Source organism: Bradyrhizobium iriomotense, assembly GCF_018130765.1.
In the GTDB taxonomy this organism is placed as follows: Bacteria; Pseudomonadota; Alphaproteobacteria; order Rhizobiales; family Xanthobacteraceae; genus Bradyrhizobium; species Bradyrhizobium iriomotense_A.
In genome coordinates, this window is record NZ_JAFCJZ010000002.1 from 323,593 (window position 1) to 336,613 (window position 13,021).

6 protein-coding genes are annotated in these 13,021 nt (G+C 62.8%); 1 reads left to right on the top strand and 5 read right to left on the bottom strand.

The annotated features are described in order from the left end of the window. Nucleotides 1-82: 82 nt before the first annotated feature. Nucleotides 83-5,278 (top strand): DUF4011 domain-containing protein, encoded by a 5,196-nt coding sequence (locus JQ635_RS04955; protein ID WP_211408743.1) that lies wholly within the window; start codon nucleotides 83-85, stop codon nucleotides 5,276-5,278. Between the two features lie 13 nt (nucleotides 5,279-5,291). On the opposite strand, the gene JQ635_RS04960 is transcribed toward JQ635_RS04955, so the two are convergent. The 5 genes from JQ635_RS04960 to JQ635_RS04980 form a co-directional block, all read right to left on the bottom strand. Beyond that, the gene (locus tag JQ635_RS04960; protein WP_211408744.1) at nucleotides 5,292-8,594 is read right to left on the bottom strand and encodes a UvrD-helicase domain-containing protein; all 3,303 of its coding nucleotides are present in this window, start codon (nucleotides 8,592-8,594) and stop codon (nucleotides 5,292-5,294) included. Then, nucleotides 8,591-11,239, bottom strand: coding sequence for a PD-(D/E)XK nuclease family protein (locus JQ635_RS04965; protein WP_211408745.1), 2,649 nt, complete (start codon nucleotides 11,237-11,239; stop codon nucleotides 8,591-8,593). The genes JQ635_RS04960 and JQ635_RS04965 overlap by 4 nt, the downstream gene beginning before the upstream one ends. Nucleotides 11,240-11,403: 164 nt before the next feature. After that, the gene (locus tag JQ635_RS04970) at nucleotides 11,404-12,138 is read right to left on the bottom strand and encodes an SOS response-associated peptidase (RefSeq protein WP_211408746.1); all 735 of its coding nucleotides are present in this window, start codon (nucleotides 12,136-12,138) and stop codon (nucleotides 11,404-11,406) included. A 1-nt stretch (nucleotide 12,139) separates the two neighbouring features. After that, nucleotides 12,140-12,589: a hypothetical protein gene (locus JQ635_RS04975; RefSeq protein ID WP_211408747.1), complete on the bottom strand. Its 450-nt coding sequence runs from the start codon at nucleotides 12,587-12,589 to the stop codon at nucleotides 12,140-12,142. A gap of 34 nt (nucleotides 12,590-12,623) precedes the next feature. Further along, nucleotides 12,624-12,992 (bottom strand): hypothetical protein, encoded by a 369-nt coding sequence (locus tag JQ635_RS04980; protein WP_349631838.1) that lies wholly within the window; start codon nucleotides 12,990-12,992, stop codon nucleotides 12,624-12,626. Nucleotides 12,993-13,021 lie beyond the last annotated feature (29 nt).

The window sequence follows — 13,021 nt, forward strand, 5'->3', positions numbered from 1 at the left end:
TTCTGAGGGGGCCGGCGTCGGCAATTTCACAAGGAACGAGACGGCATGCCTGGCGACTCAGTTCAGGTGGCAGTTCCAGTTTATGACGACGTTCGGGCAAACTAACGGCAACAACTCTTCTCGCTCGACCAGGTCCAGTGAGGGTATTTCCGGCATCGCCGAGTTGGTGCGAGAAGGCGTCCGCAAAGCTCGGGAAAAGCTGATCGATCTCAGCATGCGTAATACCATGCTGAACTTTCGTCATTCGGAGACGTCGGCAAAGCACGTCCGCATCGTCGACGAGGATTTGGCGCTGCTGATCGCAGCCTTGGCCTCGGGCAAATCCCTCGATGTCATTCCGATTCCACCTGTCGAGCAGGTTCCTCGGGACGAGGAGACCGACGATTTCCGAGCCGCCCTGAAGACGGCTAAGGAAACCGATTCGGACTGGCTGGCCGCTGAAGATGCGCGTCGCGCTGCAGGTAACCGCCGTCGCACGAAGGATAAGGTCGCTGAAAGGGCGCTACGCGATCGTGTGAGGGCGAAGCTCGGGATGCTAGAATGGCGGGTCGCGACCGATGCTAGAGCAAGAGCCCGGGAACTCGGAATAGACCCATCGTACGATCTGCCGCCGTCCAAACGCTCCGCGCAAAAGCACCATGCAGACAACACTCTGCAGACACTCTTTTTCCCGGATCGCCTGGAGCCGAAACTGGCCAGCATCCACAGTGCCGCGCGGGCGCTCCAGGAGGATGCCGGCCTCAGCGCGCTATACTTCGCGGTCGGCTTCCTCGAATGGTACGAACAGGACGATTCGACGGATCCATCGTACGCTCCCCTCGTCTTGTTGCCGATCAACATGGAGAAGCGCATCGCGAGCGGCGAGTACGTCTATTCCATCGCCGGACGGGACGACGACGAAGCGAGCAATGTCGCGCTTCGCGAAAAGCTGAAGCGCTTCGCGATAGATCTGCCCGAGTACGATCCAGAGGCCGGAATTGAAACTTATCTTTCCGGCGTAGCTGCCCGCCTCACCAACAAACCTCGATGGAAGGTTCGGCGCTTCGCGACCGTCGGGCTCTTTTCATTTGCCCGGCAGGCGATGTGGAGCGATCTCGACTCGGCTCGATGGCCGGCCGACTCCCGTCCAGAGGCTCACGAATTGCTGGGGCAAGTCTACGGCGATGTCGTCGGCGAGCACGGCGACAACGTCGCTGCGGTCTACGACGTCGACCATCCAGAGCTCGAGTCTCAAGCCCCCGCGTTGGTCATCGAGGCCGACGCCTCGCAGCTCAGCGCCGTGATCGACGCCACAAGCGGGAAGAACCTCGTCATCCAGGGGCCGCCAGGCACCGGCAAGTCGCAGGCGATCACCAACATCATCGCCAACGCTCTTTGGCACGGCAAATCGGTCTTGTTCGTCTCCGAAAAGATGGCCGCGTTGAAGGTGGTCAAGGATCGGCTCGATCATATGGGCCTCGGGCTTTATTGCCTTGAGGTGCACTCCGCTAAAGCTTCGAAGGCGTCGGTCCTCAAATCGATACGCGAGCGCATGGAAACCCCGCGTAGCGCCGCGAACGTCCAGGAGGTCGAGAGCGCCCGCGAAGCTCTTCGCCAGGCGCGTCAGCGTCTCACCGAGTATGCGAGTCTGATCAACAGCTCGGCCGGCGCTACCGGCCTCAGCGTTCATCAGGTCCTTTGGGGCGACTCCACCAGAGCCGGTCAAGAGCCTGCACCTCCAAGACCGACGACGGAGTTCCGTTTTCCGGAGCCGTTAGGCATCGACCGTTTCAAGCTCGCCGAACTGGTCGGACTCGGCAAAGCCTTGGACGATTGGGCGATGGCGATGGGGGCCGCCGCCGAACCGAAGCATCAGCCTTGGCGCGGCGTCGGGAACCTCAACCTGAACCGCTTCGATCGGACCAGGGCCGTTGAAGTCGTGGCGGGTTGGGGCGCCGCGCTGAGGCAGCTTCTGCAGCACGTCGAGGCACTCGCCGGCGCGACGTCGTGGGACGGTCTAAACTCGCCGGCCGACGCCTCCGCGGCAGCGACGATCGTTTCCGATCTACCCACACCGGCGGTGGACGTCGAGGAGAAGTTGCTCACCCTTGCGTCCGGCGAATCGGCTCGAAAGTCGCTCGACGATTGGGTCGATCGTTGCTTAAGAGCCCATGATCTCGAACTGCAGGTAGACGGTATCTGCTCAAAGCAGGCGCTCGAAACCAACAGTGAAGGCGTCGGGACGCTGTTCGAGAGGGCGAAGGCTCTCGAAGTAGCCACTCTGTCGGTCGATGCGATATCGACGAATCTCGAAGCGGCGAGACAATCCGCTGCGAGACTTGATTCCTTGGTCCGACTGATGGCGGACCTGCTCAGCGCGGCGAGCCGTGATCCGAATGCGCCATCCGACGTCAAGTCAGAGGCGATGGCCGCGGGCTACCTTCTCGTCGTTCCCAAGATCCGGCAGGACAATCTTCGCTATCGCTCGCAGGCACTCACGGCGGAAGCGGCGATCGACGATTTGGGTACCGCCCACGAGCTTGCTGGCGAGGTCAAATCCGCGGCGGCCGAAGCAAGCTTTTCGGAGCAGGCTACGACGAGGCTTGCTGACTCGATTCCGTCTGTGGCCGAACTGCGTCGAGCTGCAGGAACGTTTCGCTCTACTGGTTTCTTCGGCAAAATCTTCGGAGGAGAATGGCGGGCTGCGCGCGCCGTCTGCCGCCAAACCTTTCCGGACGAGCCCCAGCTTCCTCCGGTCGATGCTGCAAAACGGCTGATTGCGGCGGCTCTGTGGAAGGATCGGTTGCATCGGTTGGAGGAATGCGCCGAAGCAAAAGCTGCTGCCGGTCGACACTGGAAAGGGGCGGAAACTCCGTTCGAGCGCCTCATTGAAGTGTCGGAATGGATGCGATCGGTCCAGAAAGTGACTCCTCCCGGCGAGTCGGGCTCACGAGAATTGCGGCGGCTGGCGTTCGAAGGCGGCCCCGACGAATTCGCGATGCTCGTCCGCTTCGCGGAAGCTGCCGGCAGCTTGAATCTCGTCGATGCGTTCCAGACAGCGTTCGCTGCCCGATCCACGATCCACGCGGAGGCCGATCGCCACGAATCTCGCGCGTCAGCCCTCGATTTGATCGTCACGACCAGTCAGCAGTTTGGTATTCAGCCCAGCCAGCCGGTGGCCTCTCTTCCGAAAGCCCTGCAGATGCAGACAGAGGCCAAGGTCCTCCGGCAGGAAATGGCCGCAGATGTCATGGCAACGAACGCCTGCGCGTCGATTGCTGCGGGATCTGAATTGGAGCGGGCTCGGCGTGTTCGAGCGACGACTCGCTTCGTCGTAGGTGTGCAGTCGAAGAAGCTCCCGCCTTCCGTCGCACGCTATCTCCTACAAGAAGGCTACGGCGACCGATCGTCCAGTTTGAAGCGAACCGCAGAGGATCTGAAGGCCGCGATCGCCGAAGTCGATCGAGCTGCCGCGGAGGCGGATGAACTCCTCAAGCTTCGACCCGAGGAATGGTGCGGCGGCCCCTGGAGAGCTGTGCCGATCCGGACGCTATTGCAAAAGTGCGAGCGAGCGTCTCAGGCTCCCGATGCTCTCGAAAAGCAAATCGCGTTGCTGTCGACGGAGCTCGAAGCCGCAAGCCTTGGTTTGAGTGACCTTATCCGTTGCTGGCCGACGGAAGGGCTACGCTACTCGGGCGTCGCCCTCGCCATCGAAGCCGCATTCTATCGCTCGGCTGCGGAGAAGCTCATGAGGGAGCATCCCGTCTTGACGCGGCATGCCGGGAACACTCACGAGCAGGTGCGCAAGCGGTTTCAGGACTTGGATCGCGAGATACTTCAACTGAATCGCAAGATGGTCGCGGCCCAGCTTCGCGCTCGGTCGATTCCTCCCGGTCGGCGCGCGGGCTCGACGCGCGACTACACCGACAATGAGATGTTGACGCACCAAACCGGCCTGCAGCAGCCGCGGATCGCACTGCGCCGACTGTTCTCAAATGCAGGAAACGCCATCCGTGCGTACACGCCCTGCGTGATGATGAGCCCGATGTCTGTAGCGCAGTACCTCGAACCTGGCCGACATAGCTTCGATCTGCTCGTGATCGACGAGGCTTCACAGATGCGCCCCGAGGACGCGCTGGGCGCGATGCTGCGTTGCGGGCAGGCCGTCATCGTGGGGGATCCCGAACAATTGCCGCCCACGGACTTCTTCAGCGCGTCGGACGACCTGAGCGACGAAAAAGTCGAAGATGCTCCCGAAGAATCGATCCTAGAGCTCGGTCGTCGCTGCTGGCATCCGATGCGGATGCTGGAAGTTCACTATCGCTCGCGACACCAAAGCCTGATCGCATATTCGAACCGCGAGTTCTATGGTGAGCGACTTCTGGTCTACCCCAGTCCGGTGCTCGATGATCCGGACTACGGAGTGTCGTGCCGAAAGATCGTCGGCGACTACGAGGTTGGCCAGGGAAGAAATCCCAAGGAAGCCCAAGCGATCGTGGCAGAAGCGGCGGAGCTGATGCGAACACGGGCCGATCGTTCGATCGGCATCGTCGCGATGAACCAAGCGCAGCGAGATCTCATCGAGACCTTGATGGACGATCGGGCCACTTCGGATCCCGACGTCCAGGCGTACCGTGAAAAGTGGGCCGACAGCCTGGAAGACTTTTTCGTCAAGAACCTCGAGAACGTGCAAGGCGACGAACGCGACGTCATATTGATTTCGACGGTCTACGGGCCCACGGCCGAGGGTGTCTTCCGGCAGAACTTCGGCCCTTTGAACCGAGCGTATGGTCATCGGCGACTCAACGTGCTGTTCACTCGAGCGAAGCGCAAACTCACGGTCTTCACTTCGCTCGACCCCGGTCGCATCGTGGCCGACGGAAATCGCCGCGGAGTTCGAGTTTTGAAGGAGTTCCTCGAATATGCGGATCGCGGCACCTTTACACCAGGACGCGGTACCGGAGAGGAGCCCGGGAGCGATTTCGAGCGATGGTTCCTGTCGCGCCTGAAGGCGGCTAACTACGAAGCTCATCCCCAGGTCGGCGTGGCGGGGTACCGGATCGATATCGGTGTCGTGCACCCCAACAAGCCGGGCAGTTACATCCTGGGTGTGGAGTGCGACGGAGCGACCTACCACTCCTCGAAGTCAGCGCGGGATCGCGACCGTCTGCGACAGGACGTCCTCGAAGGACTCAACTGGACGATCTACAGGATATGGTCGACCGATTGGTACCGAGACCCTGAGAGAGAGTTCGATCGATTGATCGAGCGCATCGAGCGGCTTAGAGTTCCCGCATGAAAGTTCGGGCATCCTACGGGGCAATGGTAATCCAATCGAGGTGGCCTATCGTCATATAGACGACAGCACCTTTTCGAGCTCCGATCGCGCGAAGATATTGCGCGAGCTGCTGTCTGTAAGCCGAGCGATTGGCGTCGTCAGGCGCGATATCGCTTTTCCAGTCGAAGGCAACGATGTCGCCATCCTTAGTTTGCGCCATCGCATCAGCGCGACCCGCGATCAAGTCGTACGCGCTTGTTGTGGTCGTGGCATGAATCGGAACTTCCGCGACGAGTCGACTACGATACGGTTCAATCTCCGGGAGGCGCAGAGTGGCGAGCGCGGTGGTCGCCAGTTCGACCGCTTCGATCGCAGCGTCGGACGACGACAGTGAAAGCAATTGGTCGTACAATAACGCTGCTCTCGCGCTTGCTGCTTCAAGGTCTTCCGGGAGCTCGCCGGTGATCAGCTCCTCCATTAATTTGTGCAGAAGAATGCCGCGAACACGTCCTCCTTCGAGTTCGATCGTCAGGCGAAGCGGTTCATCGGCGTCGATCGCCGACGGAAGAATATCGGCGATCTCGTCGGGATCGCCGTCGCTCGGAGCGATCCAACGGGTCCGTGGCGTGCTCTCCAACCGCGATTGCTCCTCGGCGAAGATTTCTGCGCTCTGCAAATTGTCTGTCGTGACCGGCGGTACCGTCGCGGCGCGAGATAGGCGCGATGTGTTCAGCTCGGGAATCGTGTCCAGCCTGAAGTCCAGGAGCTTCGCCCAAGAAGCGTCGTTGCTCCAGGTGAAGTCCGGTATGATCAGGGATTCCATCGCGCGCGTACACGCGACGTAGAGCAGGCGGAGGTTCTCGTTGCGCTTCTCCGTCTCCTCGGCCAGCAAGGCGTCTCCGAGACTAGGCGGCACGACTTGCCCTAAAGACCAATGCAGACTCTCGTCGGACCGGCGGTAGACGAACGTTTCGGCGCGGCGGGGCATCGACGCACGATTGATCGGTATGACGACCGGCCACTCGAGCCCCTTGCTGCTGTGGACGGTGACGATCTCGATAGACTGTCCGTCCGCCTCGACCATTCCTTCCGGCGAAGCCTGCCCACGCGACCACTCGTCGTCGATGTCCCTGGCGAACTGAACGAAGCCCCGGACGCGATAGCGGCGCGCCCGTTCGACCAGCCCATCGATGTTCGCGAGCGATCGGGCGGCTTGGTCGGCGCTGCGGGCCGCAACGATGCCGCGAACCCGCAGCCGTTCGATAGCCTCGGCGAGGATCAGGGCGGGCGTCGTGCCATTGACCCGGATGCGGAGATCGCGGAGCACGGTCAGCACGTCCCGTGCGACCGGATGTTCGATCGTGCTCGGGTCGGTCCGCAGGGAAAGCCCGACGATTCCTTCTCGATTATCCGCTGCCGGCAGGCCCGCAGTTATGTCGAGCAGTTCTTGTTCGGTGAGACCGACCAGAGGCCCGCGCAGCAGTGCCCCGAGCGCTAAAGTATCGCGAGGGTCCGCTAAGGCCCGGATCAAGGCCACCAGATCCTGCGCTTCCTGCCGCTTGAACAGGTTCTTGCCCGCCTGCGACGCGAAAGGCAGGCCGGCTTCCTCCAATGCCCTTTCGTATCTCCAAAGATCGGTCGAGACGGGCGCGAGCAAGGCAATGTCGCCAGGACCGAGGCGCCTCGTCTCGCCGTCGTTGAGCTTCACTTCGACGTTGCCGATCAGTCGGCAACAGACCTCGGCGACGACGCGAGCTTCCTCGTCTCGCGCGCCGTCGACGCGCGTCTCGGGCGGAAGCTGCACCGACACCTTTGCAACGCACGGCAAGCCAGGCGTGGTATCGGTCCGCGTGCTACGAAGAGCGACGTAACCAGCTTCCTGGGAGGACAGCCGCTCTTCGAAACAACTGTTGATGTGGTCGAGAATCTGCCCCCGGGAGCGGAAGTTCGCCGTGATATGCAGGACGTTGTCCGGAAACTGCGCCTCGACGGCCCGTCGTACCGTTAGATAGGTCGCGAGATCCGCACCTCTGAAGCGATAGATAGCCTGTTTGGGGTCTCCGACGAGGAAGAGGCACCCCGGCCGCAACGATCTTTGGTGCCATGTCGGCGAGTGGCCCTCCAATCCGCACAGCAAGAACAAGGTCTCGGCTTGTGTCGGATCCGTATCCTGAAATTCGTCGACGAGGAGCCGGGAAAACCGCTCGGCGGCGCTACTTCGGACGAGCGGATGGTCGCGAAGCACGTCGCGACACGTGAACAGGAGGTCGTCGAAATCCAACACCGCGGCGCTTCGTTTGAACGCCGCGTACCCGTCGAGCACCTCGTCGACCTCCGCGGAGAACGTTCCGATGATCGCGGTCGCGACGCGGCCCATCAGCGCGCTATAGGCGTTCCGGCACCGCGCATAGTGTTCCTCTGCCTCGTCCGCCAGGCGATCGCCCGCTTCGCGTCCGGAAATCTTTCGCCAGATCGAGCGCCGCTTGTAGTCGCGCAAGTCGAAAGAGTTCTTGCGCATGATCGGCAGCCAGGTCGGGTGCGCCAACGTCCAGAGCTTTTCGAAGTCCGGCAGAGGGTCGAAGCCGCCCCGAAAGTGCGCGACCAACGTCTCAAGAGCGACAATGTCAGGGTCCGCCTCCGGCGTCACATCGACGTGGTCGCACCATCGGCGTAATTCCCGGACAGCTTCCGTGAATTCGAGGTCTGCGTTCGGATCCAGATCGGAGGGGAGGGGCCGCGCGGTGCGATAACGCCGACGGAATCGCGCGAAGTTCCGCAGGAGCTCCTCGGCGCCAATAGGGTCTCTCCGCGCGATGGCGGCGATCGGATCATCGGCCGCGGCAGTCGTGGCATCGAGGCGAGCGCGAAACCATCCGTCGAAGATCGCGTCGAAGGCAAAGTCGGCCTGGTCGCCGTCCAGAACCTCGGCGCCGGGGTCTATAGCCGCTTCCACGGAGTAGGTCCGCAGCAGGTCGTGACAAAAGGAGTGAATCGTGCCGCACGTCAACTCGTCGAGCCGTTCGGAAGCTGCCCGCAGCGCCGCCCTCTGTTCCGTCGAAGGTCCGTCCGGTAGGGCAAGCCGGAGTTCGTAGGGAACGCTTCCTGAAAGGACGCTGTCCAGATACCAGGCGATGCGTTGGCGCAGCTCGCCGGCCGCAAGCTCGGTAAAGGTGATGGCGGCGATCGATCGGGGAGCCGTGCCGGAGGCAAGTAGCATGACAACGCGGCCGGCCAGGAGGGACGTCTTGCCGGTACCGGCGGCTGACTCGACCAGTAGACACGAATCCAGCTCGGTGAGCGCCCGCTGGCGCGCGACTTCGTCGACCGCACCCGTCATGGCGCGCTCCAGAAACGCGCGAGACCCTCGCTCGCCCTGTTGTAGGCGATGAGTTTGCGCCGTCCGTAGCCTGGAGACGCCGGAAGTGCCAATCGCAGTTCGTTCGACGCGTCGAACGACGACCGCCCATGGAAGGCCGTGCCGCGCCTGAGCATCGCGACCGCCGCGTTCACGAAGTCCGCGATCTGTCCAATGGCCGCGTCGAGATCGTGAAGTCTGAGCACCAACGTCTCGCCGCCGAGATAGAGCAGTCTTGCGACAACCTGCGAATCCTCCGTCAGCAACTGACGGCAGGCGAGCGCGTACAAGGTTCGTTGCAATTCGGCGCCGCCTCCGATCACGATGCGACCGGGGTTTTTGGGAGGCGCGCTCGTCTTGTAGTCGGTGACGCGGACCGCCGAATGATCGCTTCGCAAGTCCACGCGGTCGATCGCTCCGCGCAAAGAGATCGGCGTTCCCGGCACGGCGACTGGAATTGTTGGATCCCAGGGGAGCTCCCGCTCGATGACGAGTTCTTCGGATTGGCCGAAGGGAACTTCGGTCCAACTGCGCGTACCGGCATCGGAGATTTCCTTGCGCAACAAGCCCACTGAGGCCATCGAAGCCGCGAAGTCGACCGTGTTGGCCCACAGGAGGAGCGGAGGCACTTGTTCCTGTAAAGGCCAGCTTTCCCGCACGGTGCGCACGGCGTCCTGCAGGGCGGCTTCGATCTCCTCGTCTGACGCGCGGGCGTAGCCAGGCCAAGGCTCGAGCGCGTCGACCGCTCGCCGCAGCAATTCGTGGACCAGCTTGCCGAACTCTTCGGGCGCTATCGTGAGCGGCTGCTCGCGATCGCGAGGCACTCTCCATCCGAGCCCATAGCGCCAGACGAAGCCGAGAGGATCCCGCAGCAACAGCCGCAACGACGTCGGGGACTGCACTCGGTCGATGGCCTTCAGAACGACCGGATGGTCGGCGCCGAACAGTCCGTCGTGTGGCGTCAGCCGCCCGAGATGCCAATTGCGCCAGCACAGATCCGCGGATGCCATTCCTCCGTCCTTCGCAGCGTCGTTCGGGCGAGCCATCAGGCGGTCCGACTGGCTCCAGGCATGTTCGGGCACGCGGGCCCGCGACAGCGATATCTCCGGGACATCCTGCAACAGTGGACTGCGTCCGACCCTGGCACCCTGCGCGCTTCGGCGGCTGCGCGACAGCACGACGCCGCCGGACGCACTTTCGAGAATGACTTGGAAATGCCTGCGATCCGCCCGAGCGATCGGATCGACGTCCAGCAAGGTCGAGGAGAGCACGTGATCGGGCACGATGGAATCGTCGCCGGCGCGCCGGGGCCAGCTCCGGTCCGTCAGTCCGAGCAGACGGACGTGCGCGCGCGGCGCAGCCGCGAGTTCACGCGCCGAGCACCAGACGATCGAATCGGTGGGATCGTTTTCGGATGCGAACCGGGCATTAGCCAGGGAAAGTTCGATTGCCTCGGCCGGCGCGCTTCGCAGGGCCGCTCCCCAAAGCTGCAGCGCGCGCCCGCGCAGAAAATGTTTCGCCGCCTCCTGCGCTGCGGAAACGCCCGTGGCCAGCATGCCGAGAAGTGGCAGGATCGCCTCGACGCCGGCCAAGGAGGTATCCTTCAGTGTCGCGGCGGATATCGCGCGCCGCCAATCGTCGACCCGGGCCAACGTCGCGCCACGTGGAAGGGATCCGAGCCATCGCTCGGGAAGGGCGTCGAGCGAACCTTGTCCTCGGCACAGCGAAACGAGGCGTCGCATGCGCTGCTGGTTTAAGCCGTGCAGCAGGATGTCCGCGAGCGCCGCGCATCGTTGGCCGTCGCGCGTCGAGAGGGCTGGAATCCCGTGAGCGAAATGCAGTCTCAACCCGGCGTCGGCAGCCAGCGCGCAAAAATGGTCGTCCCACGCGATGGTGCCGGCCGAAGCGATCGCGATTTCGTCCGGCCTCGCGGTCCCGGAGACGATCAGCCGGCGCGCCCAGCGAAGCGCCTCGACGACTTCATGATGCGGATCGGCGCAGGACACTGCCGCGATGGTGGATCGCCGATTGGAGGTCGGCGCTCGGACAACGGTCCCCGCGAACCACTCGGTTTCGGCATGTTCGGGGGCGCGCCATTCGACCGGAACCTCATTCGCGAGCGCGTCGATCAGAGGACGCCAGACAGGTGCGACGAACGAAAGACCTTCGATGGTCACCGGACCGATCGTGCGTGCCGCGTATCGGATTCGTGCGAGTGCTCCGTTACGCAGATCGCGCGGAATCAGCATTGCTGACGGTAAATCATTTCGAACACGCTGTTCGATCAATCCCAAGTCGTTAAGCCGAGCATTTTCCGCGTGGGCTTCCGCGCGCAGATCGACGTCGGCATCCCACAGCTCGCGCAAACTCCGCGACACCGCTCGGGCCATGCCCGGAAGGTGCCGAACGCGCTCTAACTCCGCGAAGCGACTCTCCGCGAGCGCATCTTGGACGGTGAGGTCGAGTCGTTCTGACGAGAGCGGAGTCGAGAAGCCGCCCGCGAGTCGTGCGGCAAGCTGCGGTAGCGTCCAGATCTGGACGCCGCATTCGTTCCTGCGAGCAGCGACAGCGCGCCGCATCCGAAGAGCGAGCCGGTTCCCGACAACAGAAGTGCGGAGTTCGAACATGATAACGAGTCGCATCCCATCTGAAACAATGCGCGCTGGCAACAGCTAGAACGTTGACGGTACCGAAAAGCGACCTTTTCGGCGAGAAGCCGACAGCGGCGATGAAGCTGAAGAATGTCCCGCTCATCCATCCGGACGTCATGCCTCGATCTTGACCGGCTAATTCAGGTCGCAGCCGCCGGCGAAGGATCTTCCTTTTCGCCCGTCGCGACAACCTGTAGTGCGCCGTCGGGGAGGGGACGCTGCAGCGCCTTGGCCTCGTCCCATGGAGCGCGCATCCACGTGTCGTACTCGTCGGCGGTGGTGAGGATCACCGGCATCGCCTTCGGATGGACACGCTTCACCTCCGCGTTTGGATCGCAGGTCAAGAAGCCGAAGACATCCGTGGTGATCTCGCCTTCCTTCGCCTTTCGCACACTGGTCCAGTTCGTCCAGATGCCGGCGAAAGCGGCCAGCGGGCGAGACTCATCGAGGGCGAACCAGACAGGCACCTTCTTGCCGTCGATCGCGTCATATTCCGAGAACGAGGTGAGAGGCACAAGGCAACGATTGTCCGGACCGAGCCACCGCTTCCAGTGACCGCTACTAGTATTGCGGATATTCGTTGTCCCGCTGTCCGGCTCCAGCCGCAACAGCTCCTTGAAATCAACCGTCTTTCCCTTCGCCTCCAGCTTCTCGGCCCGCTTCTTCGTTGCGTCCATCAGGGCTTTCGATGAGGACGGCATGCCCCATCGCGCCATGACGATCTCGCGAGCGCCGGCCGCATTCCAGACGATCGGTGCCGGGTAGTCCGGGAAGATGCCGGGCATACTTGGCAAGTTGCCGACGCTACTCTTGAGGGCTCCGAACAATCGCCGGATCGCGTCGACGTTCTTGGTCATGCTGTAGAGGTTGCACATCTCAGGTCTCCGGAGCGGCCTGGTGGGCTCGTGGCGTCAATTGCAGGAGGGTGGCGGCGGGACGGCGGCCGGCCTTAGCACATTTGCTGCATCGAAGTCTGCCCGCGAGGTCATGGACCGCCGTCGTGGGCGGATGGCGCAGCGCAGCCATGTCGACTTCCCGCTTCGCCTTGCATCTCGAGCATTCAATCTCGAGCCAGCCGTAGCCGCCGTTGATGGCCTGATCGATCGTCGGTGAGGGATCGATCGGGCCGCCGTTCGACCACATGCGCTCGTTCCAGCTTTCCGCAAGAAGCTTGTCGGCCTCGCGGATCAGCGCTTCCCCTTTGGATCGGGCTACGGCGGATTGCGCTGCCAGGATGGTCGTCATCGCGCGTGCGCGGCCGAGCTCCTTCGCGAGTGCCTTGCGATCGCCGCCGCTTAAAGGCGTTGGGTGATAGCGAGGGGCCATCCGGATATCCTAGGGTCAGGCATCGCCAGCGCGGTTACTCGAACGCAGGCCAACAACCATCCTCTTCGTGGCTGCCCGTGCGTTGCTGGCAGGTGTTGTCGAGTAGGCGCTGACCGACGTCTCTCCAGAGGGCTTGCGGACCGTAGAGCCTGGTGGCGTCGGCCTTCTGAATCTCGACGATCCTGCCGCAGCGTCGGCATGACACCCGCAGCACGTGGCGGCCGATCTCGCACAGCTTGCGCGTTTGGACCGGCTTCGCGGGAGCGACTGCATCGGCCCGCGCGTCCGTGAGCAGCGCCTCCCAATAGGAATCGGGCAGATCGTCGCCCGGACCCACGGATGGCGCCGGAGGAGTGTTTTTGCCGACGACAGGGGCATTGGCGAGTGTTTGGATCTGTTTCATGGTCGGGAAACGCCAACTGGCCGGACGAT

What these genes read in the sequence shown, in the direction of transcription:
- JQ635_RS04955 (WP_211408743.1), top strand. Translation starts at nt 83, where the DNA reads ATGACGACGTTCGGGCAAACTAACGGCAACAACTCTTCTCGCTCGACC.
- JQ635_RS04960 (WP_211408744.1), bottom strand. Translation starts at nt 8,594, where the DNA reads ATGACGGGTGCGGTCGACGAAGTCGCGCGCCAGCGGGCGCTCACCGAG.
- JQ635_RS04965 (WP_211408745.1), bottom strand. Translation starts at nt 11,239, where the DNA reads ATGTTCGAACTCCGCACTTCTGTTGTCGGGAACCGGCTCGCTCTTCGG.
- JQ635_RS04970 (WP_211408746.1), bottom strand. Translation starts at nt 12,138, where the DNA reads ATGTGCAACCTCTACAGCATGACCAAGAACGTCGACGCGATCCGGCGA.
- JQ635_RS04975 (WP_211408747.1), bottom strand. Translation starts at nt 12,589, where the DNA reads ATGGCCCCTCGCTATCACCCAACGCCTTTAAGCGGCGGCGATCGCAAG.
- JQ635_RS04980 (WP_349631838.1), bottom strand. Translation starts at nt 12,992, where the DNA reads ATGAAACAGATCCAAACACTCGCCAATGCCCCTGTCGTCGGCAAAAAC.